General features: G+C 46.4%; 20 protein-coding genes. 3 read left to right on the plus strand and 17 right to left on the minus strand.

From position 1 onward, the window contains the following. Positions 1 to 120 precede the first annotated feature (120 nt). From DW025_RS06615 to DW025_RS06660, 10 genes are all read right to left on the minus strand, one after another. Entirely contained in the window at positions 121 to 1,491 is a 1,371-nt protein-coding gene (locus tag DW025_RS06615; protein ID WP_004850771.1) for a V-type ATP synthase subunit B, read from the minus strand. Between the two features lie 4 nt (positions 1,492 to 1,495). Beyond that, the gene (locus tag DW025_RS06620; protein WP_022217533.1) at positions 1,496 to 3,259 is read right to left on the minus strand and encodes a V-type ATP synthase subunit A; all 1,764 of its coding nucleotides are present in this window, start codon (positions 3,257 to 3,259) and stop codon (positions 1,496 to 1,498) included. 269 nt (positions 3,260 to 3,528) lie between these two features. Then, positions 3,529 to 3,849 carry a V-type ATP synthase subunit F gene (locus DW025_RS06625; RefSeq protein ID WP_119999270.1) on the minus strand — a complete coding sequence of 107 codons (321 nt, stop codon included), beginning with the start codon at positions 3,847 to 3,849 and terminating at the stop codon, positions 3,529 to 3,531. Continuing rightward, positions 3,842 to 4,813, minus strand: a complete 972-nt coding sequence (locus DW025_RS06630) for a V0D/AC39 family V-type ATPase subunit (RefSeq protein WP_022217531.1) — start codon at positions 4,811 to 4,813, stop codon at positions 3,842 to 3,844. Before DW025_RS06630 ends, DW025_RS06625 begins: the two co-directional genes overlap by 8 nt. Positions 4,814 to 4,827: 14 nt before the next feature. Then, positions 4,828 to 5,430 (minus strand): V-type ATP synthase subunit E, encoded by a 603-nt coding sequence (locus tag DW025_RS06635; RefSeq protein ID WP_022217530.1) that lies wholly within the window; start codon positions 5,428 to 5,430, stop codon positions 4,828 to 4,830. Between the two features lie 24 nt (positions 5,431 to 5,454). Then, a complete protein-coding gene (locus DW025_RS06640; RefSeq protein ID WP_004850778.1) occupies positions 5,455 to 5,928 on the minus strand; it encodes a V-type ATP synthase subunit K in 474 nt (157 codons plus the stop codon). 28 nt (positions 5,929 to 5,956) lie between these two features. Continuing rightward, positions 5,957 to 7,984 (minus strand): V-type ATP synthase subunit I, encoded by a 2,028-nt coding sequence (locus DW025_RS06645; RefSeq protein ID WP_118757982.1) that lies wholly within the window; start codon positions 7,982 to 7,984, stop codon positions 5,957 to 5,959. A 37-nt stretch (positions 7,985 to 8,021) separates the two neighbouring features. Beyond that, a complete protein-coding gene (locus DW025_RS06650; protein WP_022217528.1) occupies positions 8,022 to 8,333 on the minus strand; it encodes a vacuolar (H+)-ATPase G subunit in 312 nt (103 codons plus the stop codon). A gap of 379 nt (positions 8,334 to 8,712) precedes the next feature. Next, positions 8,713 to 9,138, minus strand: coding sequence for a ribose 5-phosphate isomerase B (rpiB, locus tag DW025_RS06655; RefSeq protein ID WP_015534276.1), 426 nt, complete (start codon positions 9,136 to 9,138; stop codon positions 8,713 to 8,715). Positions 9,139 to 9,180: 42 nt separating this feature from the next. Further along, positions 9,181 to 10,233, minus strand: coding sequence for an L-threonylcarbamoyladenylate synthase (locus DW025_RS06660; RefSeq protein WP_015534277.1), 1,053 nt, complete (start codon positions 10,231 to 10,233; stop codon positions 9,181 to 9,183). 176 nt (positions 10,234 to 10,409) lie between these two features. Between DW025_RS06660 and DW025_RS06665 the strand changes: the two genes are divergently transcribed. Together DW025_RS06665 and DW025_RS06670 are read left to right on the plus strand one after the other, a co-directional pair. Then, entirely contained in the window at positions 10,410 to 11,180 is a 771-nt protein-coding gene (locus tag DW025_RS06665; RefSeq protein ID WP_055271943.1) for an N-acetylmuramoyl-L-alanine amidase, read from the plus strand. Positions 11,181 to 11,732: 552 nt separating this feature from the next. After that, entirely contained in the window at positions 11,733 to 12,626 is an 894-nt protein-coding gene (locus tag DW025_RS06670) for an adaptor protein MecA (protein WP_119999272.1), read from the plus strand. 64 nt (positions 12,627 to 12,690) lie between these two features. Here the strand turns inward: DW025_RS06670 and DW025_RS06675 are convergent, their stop codons facing one another. Then, complete coding sequence (locus DW025_RS06675; RefSeq protein ID WP_207666804.1) at positions 12,691 to 13,458, minus strand: CpsB/CapC family capsule biosynthesis tyrosine phosphatase; 768 nt, start codon at positions 13,456 to 13,458, stop codon at positions 12,691 to 12,693. A 47-nt stretch (positions 13,459 to 13,505) separates the two neighbouring features. Then, on the minus strand, positions 13,506 to 13,718 hold the full coding sequence (locus DW025_RS06680; RefSeq protein WP_015534281.1) for a DUF1858 domain-containing protein: 213 nt from the start codon (positions 13,716 to 13,718) through the stop codon (positions 13,506 to 13,508). A gap of 195 nt (positions 13,719 to 13,913) precedes the next feature. On the opposite strand from DW025_RS06680, the gene DW025_RS06685 reads away from it, so the two are divergent. Continuing rightward, positions 13,914 to 14,084, plus strand: coding sequence for a DUF362 domain-containing protein (locus tag DW025_RS06685; protein WP_004852414.1), 171 nt, complete (start codon positions 13,914 to 13,916; stop codon positions 14,082 to 14,084). A gap of 99 nt (positions 14,085 to 14,183) precedes the next feature. Here the strand turns inward: DW025_RS06685 and DW025_RS06690 are convergent, their stop codons facing one another. From DW025_RS06690 to DW025_RS06710, 5 genes are all read right to left on the minus strand, one after another. After that, positions 14,184 to 16,901 (minus strand): hypothetical protein, encoded by a 2,718-nt coding sequence (locus DW025_RS06690; RefSeq protein ID WP_119999276.1) that lies wholly within the window; start codon positions 16,899 to 16,901, stop codon positions 14,184 to 14,186. Next, on the minus strand, positions 16,902 to 17,459 hold the full coding sequence (locus DW025_RS06695; protein WP_015534283.1) for a hypothetical protein: 558 nt from the start codon (positions 17,457 to 17,459) through the stop codon (positions 16,902 to 16,904). 96 nt (positions 17,460 to 17,555) lie between these two features. Continuing rightward, a complete protein-coding gene (locus DW025_RS06700) occupies positions 17,556 to 18,632 on the minus strand; it encodes a 6-phosphofructokinase (RefSeq protein WP_119999278.1) in 1,077 nt (358 codons plus the stop codon). 53 nt (positions 18,633 to 18,685) lie between these two features. Continuing rightward, complete coding sequence (gene recR / locus DW025_RS06705; protein WP_022217523.1) at positions 18,686 to 19,285, minus strand: recombination mediator RecR; 600 nt, start codon at positions 19,283 to 19,285, stop codon at positions 18,686 to 18,688. After that, positions 19,285 to 19,635, minus strand: a complete 351-nt coding sequence (locus tag DW025_RS06710; RefSeq protein WP_015534286.1) for a YbaB/EbfC family nucleoid-associated protein — start codon at positions 19,633 to 19,635, stop codon at positions 19,285 to 19,287. The genes recR and DW025_RS06710 overlap by 1 nt, the downstream gene beginning before the upstream one ends. Positions 19,636 to 19,673: the final 38 nt, after the last annotated feature.

Genomic DNA, 19,673 nt, shown 5'->3' on the forward strand with positions numbered 1-19,673 from the left:
GGTACTCAGCGAGCATGCGAGCGCTAGTACCGCTGCAGGGTGAAACGAGCGAAAGCGCTCCTGCTCAGGTATGCAGTCGAATGCTATATTCCACAATCTTCCCGCAAAATTGCCTACCCACTACTTTCCGTAATACATGTCAAGCCACTTGTCGTCGATACGTTTCAGCTCGGCTCTAGGAAGAATGGAGAGAAGCTTCCAGCCTATGGCAAGTGTCTCCTCAATACTTCTGTCGGTGCCGTACCCCTGGGATACATACTCCTTCTCAAATGCCTCTGCAAACTTTGCATATATGATATCTATATCCGAAAGTGCCGACTCACCCAGGATAGTCATGAGCTCCTTGGCATCCTTTCCTCTTGAATAAGCAGCAAATAACTGGTTCATGGTGCTGGCATGATCTCCTCTGGTCTTGCCCTCACCTGTTCCCTTATCCTTAAGTCTGGACAATGATGGAAGTACATCGATAGGCGGTGTGACTCCCTTTCTGTACAGCTCTCTTGAGAGAATGATCTGTCCCTCTGTGATATATCCCGTGAGGTCTGGTATAGGATGAGTCTTGTCATCCTCAGGCATGGTCAGGATCGGTATCATTGTTATACTTCCATTCTTGCCCTTCTGTCTTCCTGCTCTCTCGTACAGAGTTGCCAGGTCAGTGTACATGTATCCAGGATAACCACGGCGTCCCGGAACCTCTTTTCTTGCGGCTGATACCTCACGAAGTGCATCCGCATAGTTCGTGATATCCGTGAGGATTACCAGAACGTGCATGTTCTTCTCAAATGCAAGATACTCAGCGGCGGTAAGTGCCATTCTAGGTGTGGCGATACGCTCAACCGCAGGATCATTTGCCAGGTTGATGAAGAGGACTGTTCTGTCTATGGCACCAGTCTCCTTGAAGCTCTCTGTGAAGAAGTTTGCCTCCTCAAATGTGATACCCATAGCCGCAAATACAACGGCAAATGGCTCATCTGTTCCGCGCACCTTCGCCTGTCTTGCTATCTGTGCTGCAAGCTGGCTGTGCGGAAGTCCTGAAGCCGAGAATATCGGCAGCTTCTGTCCTCTTACCAGTGTGTTCAGTCCGTCTATGGCTGATATACCTGTCTGAATGAACTCAGACGGATAGTTCCTGGCAGCCGGATTCATCGGCAGACCATTGATATCTCTTCTCTCATCAGGAAGTATCTCAGGGCCGCCATCTATAGGTCTTCCAAGTCCGTCAAATACACGGCCAAGCATATCTTCTGATACGCCGAGCTCCATACTCCTTCCAAGGAATCTTACTTTGCTGTTTGAAAGATTTATACCCGTCGAGTTCTCAAAGAGCTGTACCAGGGCATCCTCACCATTTATCTCAAGGACCTTGCATCGTCTGATCTCGCCGTCCGCCAGCTCGATCTCACCCAGCTCATCATAAGCTACATTCTCAACTCCGTGCACCAGCATCAGAGGACCCGCAACTTCCTGTATAGTTCTGTATTCCTTTGGCATAGTCTTAGTCCTCCTTCTCTATAGCTTCCTGAAGCTCTTTGTCAAGCTCCCTGGATATCTTCTCGTACTCTTCATCCACATTCTCAGGAAGCACATATTTGAATCGTCCGATCTTTTCTCTGATCGGCATGTTCAGAATATTTCTTATGCTTGCTCCACCGGCCAGTGCCTGCGCTGACTCCTCATAAAATGCCATGATGAGCTCCATCATCAGAAACTGCTTGTGAAGCGGTGTGTATGTGTCCACATCATGGAATGAGTTCTGGTGAAGAAAATCCTCTCTGATGGATCTCGCCGCCTCCATCTTCAGTCGGTCTCCCGCTGAAAGGGCATCCATACCTACCATCTTAACGATCTCATCGAGCTCTGCCTCCTCCTGAAGCAGGGTCATCATCTTCTGTCTGTCGACCATGAACTTTTCATTTACATTTTCCTCGAACCATTTGCCCATATTGTCCACATACAGAGAGTATGAGGTCAGCCAGTTGATGGCAGGAAAATGTCTCTTGTACGCAAGCGATGAATCCAGTCCCCAGAATACCTTGACGATTCGAAGTGTTGCCTGTGAAACCGGCTCGGAAATATCACCACCCGGAGGAGAAACCGCACCGATAACCGACAGTGCACCGGTTCTGCCCTCGCTGCCGAGAGTCTTGACCATTCCGGCTCTCTCGTAGAACTGTGCAAGTCTTGAACCGAGGTAAGCAGGGTAACCCTCCTCACCAGGCATCTCCTGCAGACGTCCTGACATCTCTCTGAGCGCCTCAGCCCAACGCGATGTGGAATCCGCCATGAGTGCCACCGAGTAACCCATATCACGGAAATACTCAGCTATAGTTATACCCGTATATATAGATGCCTCTCTGGCCGCAACCGGCATATCCGATGTGTTGGCTATGAGGACTGTTCTCTGCATGAGTGAATGTCCGGTCTTCGGATCCTTCAGCTCTGGGAACTCGTTCAGAACATCTGTCATCTCATTTCCGCGCTCTCCGCATCCGATGTAGACAACGATATCCGCCTCAGCCCACTTTGCAAGCTGATGCTGGATAACTGTCTTGCCGCTTCCGAAAGGTCCGGGAACCGCAGCCACTCCTCCCTTTGCTATAGGGAAGAATGTATCTACAACTCTCTGTCCTGTGATAAGTGGCATGATCGGTGGTATCTTTTCCTGATATGGACGGCCCTTACGAACCGGCCACTTTTGCATGAGTGTCAGCTCCCTGTCACCCTTGTCTGTCTCAACCACACACACAGTCTCCTCAACTGTGAATTCTCCTGCCTTTATCTCTTTGATGGTTCCTGTCACACCATAAGGCACCATGATCTTCTGTGTGACGACCACAGTCTCCTGAACTGTTCCTATCACATCGCCTGCCGACACTTTATCACCCACCTTGGCAGTCGGCACAAATGTCCACTTGATATCTCTCTTCAGCGATGGGACTTCAACTCCTCGCTTCAGGTTGTTACCACATATCTTCATGATATCATCCAGCGGTCTCTGGATTCCATCGTATATACTGCTTATAAGTCCCGGTCCCAGCTCAACCGACAGAGGCATTCCCGTTGACTCGACCGGTGCTCCCGGTGCAAGTCCTGATGTCTCCTCGTATACCTGAACTGATGCCTGATCTCCGTGCATCTCTATGATCTCGCCGATAAGTCTGCTCTCACTTACACGCACCACGTCGTACATATTTGCATCACGCATGCCCTCAGCGATGACCAGTGGTCCGGCGACCTTCTTAATCTTTCCTGTAGCCACTTAACAGCTCACGCTCCCTTCTATACTCACTCGCTCCATAGATAATTGCGAATCCTTTTTCCGATATGATTGAGGCAGTTTAGTATATCAATCAGTGGTCGCTTCCGCTTAACTCAGCCTGCAACGGTACTAGGATGCCGCTGACGCGCCATCTAAGGACCGGCGGCTTCGTATTCCCCTGATTTGATAATACTAAACGCCTCTATCAAAATCGAATTATACCGATTTCGCAATTACCTATATCCGCTCGTTTCACCATTATTTTCTAATCATTCTTCATTAAATAATATGTCCGAGCCTACAGCCTGCTCAACGGATTTCTTTACTCCCGCTATTCCGGCCCCTGTATTGCCAGATATCCCCGGTATGAGAATGATCGCAGGCTTCATAACCTCTCTGTATCTGTCTATCTCTTTATTGAGATCCGAAGCCAGTGCCTCGGTCATATATATGACTGCATAATTGTCCTCTGCCAGCCTTTTCAGCAACGTAGCCCCATAATCCAGATTATCTACAGGGAATGTATCCAGGCCCAGAGTTGCAAATCCGTATATACTGTCATAATCGCCCATAACAGCTATCTTATACATACATCTCCCTTACCCTTTCCCTGATAGCCTCCTCCGGAAGCTGGTTCAGCTTGCATGTCAATATGATCCTGACTGTCTTTATCTCGTTGAGCCTCGCCAGAATGTACGCCACTATCGGTCCCACCGTAAATGGGTTGTACTTCTGAGGCTTTATCGTTTCTATGATACGGTTGTCACACCATCTCTCAAATGCCGATGCCGACTCAGAAAGTGCCTCTGCCCCACCGGCGTATGCTGTATCTGCAAGGTATCTCTCTATCTCCTCCATGCCAGCCACCGCAGCCGTCGCCAGCCTGTCAATATCCAGAGTGTTGCACTCCGCCATGGCTCTCTTCATGAAATCCTTGTTTTTGCCTGTCTTCATGGATCTCACCGCTATCTTGATATCTGCAACAGCCACCGTCGTCTCTGCATAATCCCTGAGCAGGCTGTCATCTGCCTTCTTTGCAGCCTGCATGATCGCCAGCAGTGTTCCTCGATCTATCACAGCATCGCACATCTGTCCATCTCCAGCCTGTGCCATACAGTCCCAAGCCTCCCTCGCGCAGTCTCTCATGTGTTCTGGAAGTCTGTCCCACGCCTTGTCACTTACGATGGACAGCATCTTCTGACCGTCTATCTCGGCATTGTCGAAGAACACATGGGCAGGAGTCTCCCCGGCAACCACAGTCTTGATCGCCGCCTTGAGGTTGTGATACAGATCTGGAAGTCTTATGACATCGAACACGGACATATCATCCACCATCTCAGCCACAGCAGCCCACGTCTTGTCAGTCTCCGCCCTAAGTATGTCATTTTCATCCATACTGGCTTTATCACTATCGCCCCAGCCCTTCTCTATGATGAACTGAACCGCCTTCTTGTAGGAATCCGTGGCCACGAGCTGTTCTATGACTGCCTGACTCATAAGCGTCATCTCAAGCGCCCTGATCCTGGCAACTGCATATATATATTTGTCTGCCATCTGCCTACCTCCAGCTATCTGTTATCAACAAATAATAATTCATTTACCTTGTCTGCCAAATGTTCTCTGTTCGCGTCCAGCATTGCCCTGAATGAACAGTTTTCCTCGATTCCTCCGTAGATCAGGATAAATCCTCCATCTATATCACAGTTCCCATTGGACACCTTAAGGCTTCCTCCATGAGCTGCAGCTATCTGCTCTATCTGCTTCTCAGTCTGTGGTGTAAGTCGTTTTCTGTCTTTCCCGGAGAAACATATCTCTCCGCTTTTCGGCTGTACCGACTTCTCCAGACATTTGACGATCACCTGGAAATACTCCTCATCCGGGAGCGCCACCATTGCGTCATATGCCTTATCCAGCATATTCCCAATTATGGACTGCTTTGCCGCAAGTATCGCCTGTCTCTTCTTAAGCTCTGATGAGGACTTTGCCCTGAATGATCCGGACTTTTCTGCCTGGGCAACCTTCTCTCTGGTCTCCTCATTCATCTTATCCACAGTCTTTTTGGCATTTGCAATGATGGAATCCGCGTTTCTGGCAGCCTGAGCTTTGATCTCTTCAGCTTCCTTCTGCGCTTCCTGAAGGATCTGTTCTACGATTGTTTCCAATCCCGTCATAAAGTACATCCTCCTTACGAAAAGTTATAATTTGATTCCATTTACTGCAAGAATTGATACCAGAAGTGCAAGGATCGCATATGTCTCAACCATGGCTGGGAAAAGCATCGCCTTACCAAACTGATCAGGCTTCTTTACAACTATTCCAACTGCTGCAACTGCTGTCTTGCCCTGGTGCATTGCTGATACAAGACCAACTACCGCTATTGGAAGACATGCTGCAAGCATCATAAGTCCCTGTGCTACTGTGAGCTCCTTCGGTGTTCCTGAAAGGATTCCTATGTTGGACAATGCTATGAATCCAACAAGAAGTCCGTAGATACCCTGTGTACCCGGAAGAAGCTGGATGATAAGAACTTTTGCGAATTTGCTTGGATCCTCACTTACTACACCTGCTGCCGCCTGACCAGCAACTCCTACTCCATATGCAGATCCCATGCCTGCAAGAATTACTGCCAGCGCAGCTCCCACTAATGCCAAAACCGTTCCCATTGTCATAATATTTTCTCCTCCTAAAATTGGTTTCTTATTTCTGTGTTTCTGTACCACTTACTATATCAACGTACTTCGTATTCTCCCTGAACGGCCTGAATGGATTGCCGCCGCCCTCGTAGAATTTGCCGAAGAACTCTACATACTGGAGACGGCATGTGTGCACGTATGCTCCCAGCATGTTGATCGCAAGGTTGAACAGATGTCCTACTATAAATACGATGACGAACACTATGGCTCCGAATATTCCATCGCCAGCCATGCTTCCCATCTGGTTTATTACCTGTGCTATAACTCCCGTCGCAAGTCCCAGAGCAAGAAGCCTTGAGTACGACAGCAGATCTGACAGCCAGCCTGTCAGGTTGTATATGTCATACAGTCCAAGTGCAAGTCTGAGCACCGGATTCTTGTGGTCTCTTCCCGACATGAGCACGATGATCGCAGCTCCCACAATCGCCAGTCCGTAGCTTGTATTCTTAAGCCAGCCAGGGAAATTGAACTGCATCTGTGCTATGGATGCGAACAGCTCCGTCGGCATGAGCATCAGCACAAGTCCTGTGATGAGCATGAACCACGACAGCACGTCGCATATGAATGATTTCGCATCTCCCTTCTTCAGGCACATATATCCCTTGAGTGCCAGTCCGCCGAACAAATGTATAAGTCCGAACAGCAAAGAGAATAACAAAAGCTTCATCGGGTCATCCAGCGGTGCAAACCATACCGGCTTGAACGTCACCTCGTGGTGGAAAAACGTCCTCGATACCACCGTTATCAGGTCTCCGAAAAAACCACCAAATAATATTCCCCATATCAGTGTGGATATACCACAGTACATGAACAGACGCAGGGACTTTTGAAGTCCGTTCTCCATCTTCGGGAATTTCCTGATCAAAATAAAACATGCCAGGAATATGATGAGTCCATACGCCGCATCGGACAACATGAGTCCGAACAGGAATATATAGAATATCGCCATCGGTGTGGTTGGATCCATCTCACCTTTTCCCGGAAGTCCAAATGACTCCAGTACGCCCTCCGCCGATGCGAACATCTTCGGATTCTGAAGCTGTATAGGTGCCGCTTCATCCTCAGGAACATCATATACATCAGCCATAAGGCTAAATTTCTCATTGAGTACAGCCACTACCCTGTCTACGTCTCTCTCCAGCACATATCCCGATATGACAAATGTGCTCTTTGATTGGAGAATACTTCCAAGGACCTTATATTTATCCGCCCTTATGCGGTAATAGTCAGCCAGAAGTCTCAGCTTGTCTCTGTCATCAGCCATGGATACTAGTTCATTCTTCTTGTCCTCTATCCACTGTTCGAACTCCCTTATATCCGCCCTGTACTTATCCGTCTTCTGTTCAGGTGTTCTTTTGGAGAAATACGAAATTCTTGTAAATCCATGGGATCTCAATATCTCCTCCACCCTCTGTGATACAGTTTTAATGGCTATTGCCACCATACAAGTCTGGTCCTTATCAGATCCTACAACAGTGACTGTGTATCCCGCTATCTCCGGTTCCGCAGAGCTTATATACCCCTGAATATCCGTCTCCGTGAGCCCCGGTGGCATAGTTCCGATCATCACATCCGTCTTCTCGGTCCCTGTGGTATTGATCGGTATGTCCATATTCAGCCACGGCGCCAATCCGTCTATAGCCACCTGACATTTGACTATCCCCGCCTCGCAGCCGGCTATGTCCTTGCTGATCTCCTGGATCTTTTTAACCTCACGGTTATAATCCCATCTTCCAGCTATGATCTCCTGAATGTCAGCCTCTGACGCCTCCTGCCGTCCTTCCAGGCTGGCAAATATGGATTTCTCCTCCGGAGCATATTTATCAATTATCTGTAAGGCTTCATCTGTATTCTGTACTCTCTTCTCGTACTTTGCTCTCTGGCTTGTGGTACTCATCTTCCTGAAGTCATCAGTCTCTTCGTTATCAGTCTGTATCTCAACCATTCCCAGCGACTGGAGCTTCTCAAGAATTGCTTTTCTGTCCCTCTTCATGGCACAGATCTCAATCTTCTTCATAGGAAGTACCGCCATACATTTACCCCCTTTCTTAAAATGCCTGCAGGACTTTTCATCCCACCAGCTCTGCGATGATCATGGAAGTAACCTCGCCTTCCATGGACGATGCACGTTCCCTGAGATGTGCGATCTCAGCGGTGGCAATATCCATCGCCTTCACCGTGAGTTTCTCCTCCTCAGATCTGCCGGCTCCCTCGGCACTCTTCATGCTTTCTCTCGAAGCTGATCCTGCGGCCGCGATCATATCCGCAGCCTCCTTCTTTGCAGCAGCTACTGTATAGTCGGCTTCTTCCTTGGCCTTGCGAATGATCTCGTCAGCTTCAGACTCTGCATCGGTTATCTTCTTCATAGTCTCCTGCAGCATAACATTCCTCCCTTATAAAAATTTATGAGCAGACTCAATTCCATAAACACTTCATCAAAGCATCACTTTAGATTATTATGTCAAAACTCAAGTAATATTATTTTATAATGAGTTGGCTATATTGTAAATAAACATTTTGCAAAGTTTGTACAACCCCCTTGATATTTTTTTATTGTTAATGTACAATGTGACTATGTTGATAATACTTATGTTTATCCATTAATCATTTTTCTTCCTTTTAACGCGGTTATATGTCGAACAAATGATGCAGTTTGACGAAAACCGTATAAAAAAAGATCCCATGACAGTCTTGACCATACTGTCATGGGATTCTTTTTTGAGTATGAACGGGGTCCCCCTTACGGCATAACTTATGATACTACTCAATCATTCCGATTCTTCTTACGTGACGCTCATCATTTGAGAATGGTGTGTCGAGGAATATGTCGACTATCTTAAGTGCAAGTCCAGGTCCTATGACTCTGGCACCCATAGCCAGCATATTTGCATCGTTGTGCTCTCTTGTCGCCTGTGCCGAGAAGCAGTCGTGGCAGAGTGCAGCTCTGATTCCCTTTATCTTATTCGCTGAAATCGATATTCCTATTCCTGTTCCGCAGATGATGATTCCCTTATCACACTCACCTGAGGCTACTGCCTTTGCTGCTGCCTGTCCATATACCGGGTAGTCAACTGACTCTGTGCTGTAACAGCCAAAGTTCTTGTACTCAAGGCCTCTCTCCTCAAGATGCTTTATAACCTCCTGCATAAGCTCATATCCGCCGTGGTCACATCCAAGTGCTATCATGTTCTGATTCTCCTTTTTATATAATATTTTTTTCGAAATTAACTAACAGCTTATTATCCTGTGTCCTGCAGCCTTGATGAGACGGTTCATGATGGCGTAGCCCATGTCCCCCTCCTCAAATGACTCGCTGTATATATACTGTGCACCTATGTCATCACAGGTTCTGAGCAGACTGTACAGTCCGGCAGACACAGTTATCTCGTTCTTCTTGCTTCCGGCATCGTATACGTTCTCGCATACTCCGTCATCATAAAGACTGACATTGTCAGTGTCACACAGTATCGCAGTCTTGTATCCCTGTGCCTTTTTCTCCGCAACAAGACTTCTTATCTTCTCAGCAGCAGCCAGTCTATCGCCCTCTACTATGCTGAGTTCTCCCTTTGGAGCATAGTGTGTGTACTTCATCCCCGGAGCCTTAGGTCTCAGAGCATTGTTCATACCTGTTATCGCCGGATCTATAGTCACATCGCCAACGATATCCCTTATCATCTCCGGAGTGATATATCCAGGCCGTAATATAGTCGGTCTGTCCCCGGTCATGTCCACTATCGTCGACTCTATACCGATTCCGACTGCCCCACCGTCGATGATCATATCTATCCTGCCGTCCATATCCTGCTGCACATGCTGCGCAGTGGTCGGGGATGGTCGTCCGGACAGATTGGCACTTGGAGCTGCGATATACACTCCCGAATCCTTTATGAGCCTCATGGCAACCGGATGTGATGGCATCCTGATGGCAACCGTATCAAGTCCGCCAGTGGTCGTGTGCGGAACGACCTCTTTCTTGTTGAGTATGATGGTGAGTGGTCCCGGCCAGAATGCTTCCATGAGCTTCTTCGTGTCGTCACTCACTGTCTCCGCCAGTTCATACACGCTTGATGTCTCTGCTATATGGACTATGAGCGGATTGTCCGATGGCCGGCCCTTTGCCGCATATATCCGATGTGACGCATCCGGATTCAGCGCGTCTCCTCCAAGGCCATACACTGTCTCTGTCGGAAATGCTACAAGACCACCTCTCTTAAGTATCTCCGCCGCCTGTTCATACATGCGGTCGTCATCCACTCCTGCTTTTGCAATTATAGTGTTCATCACTTTACCTTCTTCTATAATAAATTGTTATCGCTTCTATATTATTGCATATACGCCCATATTTTAGCCCAGCACCGCATGTGTGTCAAATGTTTAGGCTATATTTGGGTAACATATATCATATAACGTCCGCCGCCGTCATATAAAATAGTAATTACACTTCCCGGGTATCACCGATGCGTACTTCCACCAAATTATACATACTTGTATTTGCCATAATATTTGCAGTAATACTTCCTCCAATCCTCTGCTACATATTTATAGTCCGTCCCGCAGACCATACAGCCGGGCAGGATACTTCCACCAATACAGGAAATGGGCGCGCATCCACCGAAGGTTTGGGCACCACAGATGCGGCAAAATCATTTACGATCCTCATCGATCCGGGACACGGCGGATTTGACCCGGGTAAGGTCAGCCCGGATGGGATCATGGAAAAGGATATAAATCTGGCCATCGCCTCAAAGCTGGCATCGGCACTTACGGATCAGGGATTTTCCGTGTATCTGACCAGAGACTCCGACAAGTCCCTGAACAGTGAAAATGCATCCAGCAAGAAGACTTCAGATCTGAAAGCCCGCACCAACCTCGCCACAAATGTAAACGCTGATCTCTACATCAGCATCCACCAGAACAGCTATTCAGCCGAGTATGTCCACGGAGCGCAGGTATTTTATTACTCCACTTCCTCCGGTGGTAAAGCCTTGGCGGAGTGCATCCAGGAGCATCTCATCTCCGAAGCCGATCCATCCAACACACGGGCAGCAAAGGGCAATTCCGAATACCTTGTTTTGCGGGAAAGTCCATGCACCGCCGTCATCGTTGAGTGCGGCTTTCTGAGCAACACAAAGGAATGTTCCGATCTGTGCAATGATGAATACCAGACCGCCCTAGCAAACGCCATCTGCAATGCAGTCTGTACATGGCATGAACAGCACGCCAAATAAAACCAGGAGCTCTGCTGTGACAGCGGCAGAGCCCCCAAATAGATGTTAAGTGTAATTCTGTGCATATAATTATGTTCTATATGCTACTGCTGCCTTTTAACCCCCTATAGGCATCACCCCCAAATAGTTTATTTTTCCATCCCTGCCATGCAATGTAAAGACAGATGTGTTGTGATGTATTATTCTCCTTTTATGTGCCATATGTCAGTTATGGAAATGTGTGAGCACTGTCATATCACTATCTCTGGGAATTGTATCTGAGACGATAAGAATCAGACAGAATTTGTAGAAAAATATAGAAATGAGCTCATCTAAATATCCTGAGCACGTCCCGCTCACAACTCCACAATAACGCATAAAAAGCCATTTTCCAACCCCATTTGAGCATATTTTATGAAATTTTCATAAAAGTATACATAACGTAGAATTAGGGATATTTTTTCACGGAAAATTCCAATATTTTCTCCATATATCCTATTTACTTGCTTGACAAATGTGGTAAACTATAATACACATTTTAATACCATTAAATTATTGAAGGGGGTCGATTCTATGAAGATTGAACGTCTAAGTGAAAATCAGATAAGATGCACACTCAACAAAGCCGATCTCACCGAAAAGCAGCTCAAGATCTCCGAGCTTGCCTATGGCACACCGAAGGCAAAAGAGCTCTTCAAGGATATGATGCAGCAGGCATCTGTAGAATTAGGCTTTGAGGCTGACGACACTCCACTTATGATCGAAGCCATACCGGTATCACCAGATTGTCTCATACTCATTGTGACAAAGGTTGAAGATCCGGAAGAACTGGATACCCGCTTTTCCAGATTCTCAAAGACCAGCGAATATGATATTGATGACGATGACGAATACATGGATGATGATGACATAGATGACGATCTTGACGACAACGATGAGTCCAGGGATAACAACGGAACCATCGCAAGACTTGAGATCAGTGGATCCGGTTCCGTTCCACAGGGCGTAAGAGAGGCACTTGAGGGCATTTTCAACACCATATCCGGACTTGCCGGAACCGCAGGAGATTTTGCCGCTGCGGCAAATGGCAGCAATACATCATCTGATGACAGCACCACAGGCACTGCCGCCAGTACAACAGGCAGCACAAAGGAATCAGGTTCAGCAAGGGAGAGCATGTGCTCACTGTACATCTTTGACTCACTTGCAACCATCATAAGTGCAGCAAAACAGGTTGCTTCTTTCTACTTCAGCGAGAACTGCCTGTACAAGAATCCTTCCAACGGAAGATATTATCTGGTTCTCACGAACAGCAATAACACAAGCCAGGAATTTGTGAGAGCCTGCAATATCCTTGCAGAATACGGAACAGCACAGAAGCTCACATATGCCATGCCGGCACATTTCAAGGAGCACTTCACCGCTATTATGCCGGAGGAAGCACTTCAGACACTGTCAGCATTATAAGTAATAGCCAGAGATTCCGGCGCAGCAAAAAAGACGTACCGCACAAGCGATACGTCTTTTTGTTTTATATGTCAATATCATCATTCTCGATAACTGCTTTTGGATTGGTGTAGAAGAGCTCCGTCATGTAATCCTCTCCATACTTTCGCTCTATGTACTCAGCACACTCCCTGAGGTATGGTGCTTTATCCTCTGAATCCAATGCATCACTTGCCACAAAGTGAACAAGCTCTCCCTTGAGAAGCTTTCTCGAAAAATTCTTGATGTCATGTCCAAGATCTCCAACCACAGCCGATGCACTTATCTGTACATATGCACCAAACTGAATGAGCTCCTCGACCTTGTCCTCGTCTTCCTCAAGACATTCATACTGTTCTACATTGGCAACTATCGGTATATATCCGTCCATATTGATGTCTCTTATAGCTTCAGATATCGTCTCAAAATCCACATCGTAAGGAAATCTGATCATAACATACTTGCTGTCTGCCATGGAATCCAACTGACCAGATATGATCTTCTGGTGGTTCTCATCGTTATACTCTATCTCTCTTCCAAGATAGACTCTGTAATTTGGATCTATCTTTCCAGCTTCAACGTTGAGCTGTTCCACAAGTCTGTCCAGTTTGTCTTCATCCATTATCGGATTCTTCTTGTTGTATGGCGGGGTGGCAACTATCGTCCTTATTCCCTCATCATACGCTATTCTGAGCATCTCTGCCGCTTCCCGGAAATTATCCGGTCCATCCTCTGTTCCCGGTAAAATATGACAATTAATATCTATCAGTCCAAATATTCCCTGCCCGGGAGGATTTGTTCCGTCTGTCTTCATATATCTCTCCATCCTTTATAGTACACCTGGTTACTTTGGCAAGTATACTACTCAGCCTCCTTTTTTGCAAGATAATCATTGATCTCCTGCTCAAGCTCCTCTGCATCAAGTCCGTGAACGGCTGCTGCCTCCTCAAGACTCTCTCCTGCTGCTGCAAGGCACCCTATGCAATGCATACCTGCTGCCATCAGTATTGCTGCATTTCCTGCATCAACTGCAAGAATGTCATTTATAAGCATGTCTTTACTTATCTTTACCATTATTTATATCCTCCTTAGATTGCACTCTTACTCAGCATTCACATTATATTATACCCAATTTTAAATGTCTATCCCTTTTATTGTTACTTATTGATAAAACCCGTTGTTGATAAATATTATTATCACTTGCTAATTAATGAGTTTTGTTTTACAATAAGCGTGTGATTATTTTTACTTTATAAGGAGGAAACAATTATGGCATTCGTTATTGGCGATTCATGTATCGGTTGTGGTTCATGTGCTGGCTCTTGTCCAGTAGGTGCTATCAGCGATAATGGCGGCGTATTTGTTATCGATGGTTCACAGTGTATCTCATGTGGTGCTTGTGCTGGTTCTTGTCCAGTAGGAACAATCTCAGAGGAGTAATCTACATGATCCGTAACATTCGGATCCATGCTAAGTAACTTATACTACAACTATTATAAAGAAAACGGAGCGGTAACACGCTCCGTTTTCTTTTTATCTTTATTCCTCAACATAAGTGTAGGATTCATTGTGCCACTGGAGCATCATATCCGTATACTCATCTCTTGACACAACTATCTCCTTGTCCTCGACAGGATCATAATATCTTATGTCTGCCTCATTATAGCTCACTATGAGAACATATCTGCCATCGCTTATCCTCGATATTACCGGTATTCCCGAACTCACATAACCGAGGAGCATATCCAGCGAAAGACCTGTAACATCTATGCCCTGTCTCTTTCCAAGAGAGTTAAGAGCCTCGACAGGATCTGTATACTGTGCTATATCATCCTCTGTCACCTGTACTCCCTGATACGTCAGAACCATGTACAGACAGTCGCCGAGTGACGCATCCACACTTCCCGTACTGCGATGGAATATTCCAGAGGCAATGGTGTTGTATTCCTGGCTCTCAGCCTGCCTGTATATTACCTCGCCTTCGCTTGACACCACTATACCTGATACAGACACTGCATAATTTATCGCATCACCCGCCACGTCATATATCTTTGAAAGTCCAAGATTGTCGTACACATGATAGGTCACCTTATCACGCACTACTGTCATTATCATACTTGCAGCATCAGGATCTATCTTTTCCTTTGTTATGTTCAGCGCCGGTATATAGCTCAGATACATATTTGACGGAACCGTAAAATACAGCCTGTCATATCCGGTTATGGATGACAGATGGGTAGTTCCTATCGTCTCCTTTGTATCGTCCTCCTTGAAGGTTATGAAATCATCGTCCACAGACTTGAATCCACTGTCGGATTTCTCTCCTCTTGTCAGATACAGCAGATTCGTATCCACATCAACCTGCATCAGATAATACCCGCTCTTTGCGTATTCCTTTATCTGCTCGCCATCGCTGTTTACTATATACAATCTGGATGCAGGTATGTTATCTCTGGACTCCTCGCTGTACCTCGTACCAGCAAATGACTCGGCATCCACATCAACCTGCGCATCAGATATGCTCGACACTCCGTATACCATATCTGAGTCCTTAAAGCCATAGCATATCAGACATTCCCCTGCTCCGGCGGTTATCTCATAACTCTTTCCGGTATGCATATTCATCAGAGTCAGCTTTGTATTGCTGCTCTGGTCCTCGCTCTCTCCATACGCCATAACTTCCATGTTCACCGACACCTTGACATCGCTGGCTGACAGTCCCTCCGCAATATAAGACTGCTGTCTCGTCTTCATGTCCACGGCATTCACCTTTCCGCCGAGCATGTAATAAAACTTATCTCCGTCGTAATATGTCAGTCTGGAGGTCTCGCTCTTCATAGCCTCATAAGGCACATTGCACTCGACGAACAGAAGCTCGTCCACCTCCAGAGTCGTATAATCAAATGTATACAGCGCAACTCCGAGCTTTCCCTCATGATCTCCGCTGTTCATATATCCATACACCGCAAATGTCATATTTCCATCTTTGTCAAAGCTTATGATGTTCATGTCATGGTCGGCATAAGTGTTTGAGTCATTTGCATGGTCATCCATTCCTGATCCGTACACCAGAGTTATCTGTCCATCGCCGTAGTCATACATCCAGAGCTGTCCATTTCTCACAAATGCGATCTTCTTGTTATCCTCTGTGTAGCGGTATTCCAGATCATCCGATGACACGATACCTATCTCATACACATTGTTTATGGCATCTATGCCGTCTTTGTCAAAATACTCGTCCACATATCTGTCATAGCTGAGCATGGTGATCTTCGGCTCAGTCTCCGTAACAGTATCTGCATCCTGTTCATCCGAATAGGCCTCATCATACGAAGCTGTTTCGTCAAAATATATTCCATCAGTGCCGGCTCCGTCCGCCTCATCAGTCTGGCTGGCAACAGGCACATCCTTGTAGCTGATCTTATAGAACTCCTTAACTGTATAATAGCTCATGACATCCTGCGATGTGATGGACATGGCTTTATATTCCATCTCGATCACCGCATAGTTGACATCTATCTCCTTTATATATGTGTTTACATCGCTTATAACCGTAGGCTTAAGTCCATCCCAGAGGAGATCCGAGTATGCATTTGCAAGGTTCACATGTCCCAGTCCGTAGGAATCTCCCGTTCCGCCGCCCGTGTATTCCTGCTTGTAGGTTCCTATGACCGATTCCGACTCCAGCTTGTCAAATGCAAATGTCGCATCGTGGAAATCCTTTGCGGCATTCAGCAGTTGGGACTCATGATAATTGTCATTTACGACCACTCTGGTATAGTATGAAGCACTCCTGCCATCACCGCTCTTAAGCTTGACAACCAGCATATACTCCATATCCTTCTTGAGATCCATTCTCGCACTTATATCAAGCACATCGTAGCCATCAGTTCCCGAGGCCGCCTCCAGATCCCCCTTCTCTATAAGGGAATCTCCGGATATCGACCTGATCTCATACGAATACGACGCATCCTTAAATGCATCATTCTCCACCATTATCTCAAGATTCTTATTCTCATCTATCGGCGTCACAGAGTCCCTGAGAAGTGTGAGGTCGACCTCCCCTGTATAACCATGCATACAATTGAGAAGCGAATCGCCATAGCACACATAAGCTAATGGCAACTCTGCATCCTTCATCTCCGCAGCCAGATTCTTGTAACTTCTATTCTGAAATATATTGACCAAATATATTGTGATCACAAATATTGCTGCCATCACAAGTATTCTTACAAGTACATTTATTTTCTTCTTCACTTAATAAAACCTTCTTCTACGTCTTCTATGCCTGTCGCGTCTCATACAGAATTCATTGCACACAAGCAGTTCGATTATATTTCTCATAACACAATTGGCGCATCCGGGTCCCTCTGGAACATATGGCGGTTCCTCGTACGAAGCTTCACCTGCCGAAGCCATTCCTGCATAACAATCCTCCGATATCTGTCCACTTTCGCTCAGATCATCGTACACCCTTCGCGCAACACGGCGCATCTCTTCTCTGTCAGGATATTGAACAAGCATCGGACTGCCCTCATACTCGAGCTTGTCACACTCCTCCTCCACGGCCATACTGACCTTTCGGAGTTCTTCCGGGTACATCTCCTTCATGTACTCAATATCCCTCATCATTTCATCTGTCCCATCATCACAGTCAGGAAGCATGATTCCTGTAGAACTCATACTGTATCCACCAGTCTCACCCATACCGGGTATCACAGGTGTCTTGATATTATAGACATTTCCATCCCTTATAAGCCCCCTGAGGTTTTCATCGTCCGGGCTGTAAGGAATATACTTAAATTCTTCACTCATACAAATCTCCCTATCTGCATTGTTGTGTGTCTATTACATAGATATGCAGATGGGGAGAATGTGTGAATATCTCTGTTACTTTTTTCAGAGCTTACTTTATCTGTCTCCGAATGAGATTCCAAGTGTTCTTGCCTCGCTGATGATGTCGTCATCAGGAGATACGTATTTGAGCTTTCCTGCACTCTCTGAGAGTGGGATAGCTGTAACCTTGTTGTCAAGGAATACAACAAGCTTTCCAAAATCCTTTGCCTTTATGAGCTCTGCTGCCTTTGCTCCAAATCTTGATGATATGACTCTGTCATATGCATCCGGACTTCCACCTCTCTGGGTATGTCCAGGTATTGCTATTCTTATATCCTGTGTTGTGTACGCTTTGAGCTTATCAGCCAGCTCATACGCAACTGATGGATATGGATTGTTGGCTATCGCTTCTTTTCTCTTCTTCTTTGGAAGCTCTGCGATCTCCTTCGGAATAGCACCTTCGGCAACTGCAACTATCGTGAAGCCCTTGTTGTCCTTTGTTCTCTTGTCTATAGCCTTATATACCTTATCGATATCGTATGGGATCTCCGGGAGCAGGATCACATCTGCGCCACCGGCGATTCCGGCGTGGAGAGTTATCCAGCCAACCTTGTGACCCATAATCTCAACGATAAAGATTCTGTTATGCGATGCAGCGGTTGTGTGGATACAGTCTATTGTCTGGGTCGCTATATCAACAGCACTCTGGAAACCAAATGTCATGTCAGTTCCCCACAGATCATTGTCTATGGTCTTTGGCAGACCGATGACATTGAGTCCCTCCTCACTGAGGAGATTTGCGGTCTTCTGTGAACCATTTCCACCTAAAACGCACAGGCAATCCAGCTTCAGCTTCTTATAGTTATCCTTCATGGACTTTACCTTGTCCAGACCATCCTCAGTTGGCTCTCCCATGAGCTTGAATGGCTGTCTTGAACTGCCGAGGATCGTTCCACCCTTGTTGATAATCCCTGAGAAATCAGCCGGCTTCATCTTGATATAGTTGCCTCTCATGAGTCCCTTGTAACCCTCAAGGAATCCATAGATCTCAACCTCGTCAAACAATTCATACAAACCCTTTGCGATTCCGCGCATAGTTGCATTTAATGCCTGACAGTCACCACCACTAGTCAAAAAACCTACTCTTAACATACTCTGCACCTCTTCCTTTTATTTTTCCTATGTACACAGACTGTCTGTATACATTATAAGTATACTCTTCCCTCAAGAGCCCTCAGAAGCGTAACCTCATCTATACATTCCAGATCTCCGCCTACAGGCACACCGCTTGCTATACGGCTGACCTTGATACCGGCCGGCTTCACAAGCTTTGATATATACATCGCAGTCGCCTCACCCTCCGGGCCTGAACCTGTAGCGATTATGAGCTCATCCACATCTTCATTCTGAAGCCTTCTCATGAGCTCGGATATCCTGATATCCGCCGGGCCGATACCCAGGGCAGGATTTATAACTCCGTGGAGCACATGGTAAACGCCATCAAACTGTCCTGTTCTCTCATATGCCGCCAGATCCCTCGGGGTCTCCACCACCATTATCACCTTGTGATTCCTGTTTGGTGAACTGCATATAGGACATACCTCCCTGTCAGTTATCGTGTAGCAACAACTGCAGTATTTTATGTTCTTCTTTGCATTCACAATGGCATCGGATAACGCCAGCGCCCTCTCCTCAGGCATACTTATTATGTGAAACGCCAGTCTCTGAGCCGTCTTGGAGCCTATTCCCGGGAGTCTTCCCAGCTCTTCTATAAGTCTGTTTACTTCTCCTCCATAAACTTCCATTAGAACGGCAATCCTCCAAGTCCCATTCCACCTGAGATCTTGCCCATACTGCTATTGTAGTCATCCTCCTGTGCTCTCAGTGCCTCGTTCACAGCCGATATGATAAGATCCTCAAGTGTCTCTATATCATCAGGATCAACAACCTCAGGATCAAGCTTGATCTCCATGAGTTCCTTCTTACCTGACACCTTTGCAGTGACAACTCCGCCACCTACAGATGACTCATACACCTTATCCTCAAGTGTCTTAGTTGTCTCCTCCATCTGCTTCTGCATCTTCTGTGCCTGCTTCATAAGATTGTTCATATTACCAGGCATCATACCTCCTGGGAAACCGCCTCTCTTAGCCATTACAATAGTCCTCCTTATTCTGATTAAATAATTTATAA

The sequence above is a fragment of the Coprococcus sp. AF38-1 genome (assembly GCF_003603945.1).
Taxonomy (GTDB): Bacteria; Bacillota; Clostridia; order Lachnospirales; family Lachnospiraceae; genus Coprococcus; species Coprococcus aceti.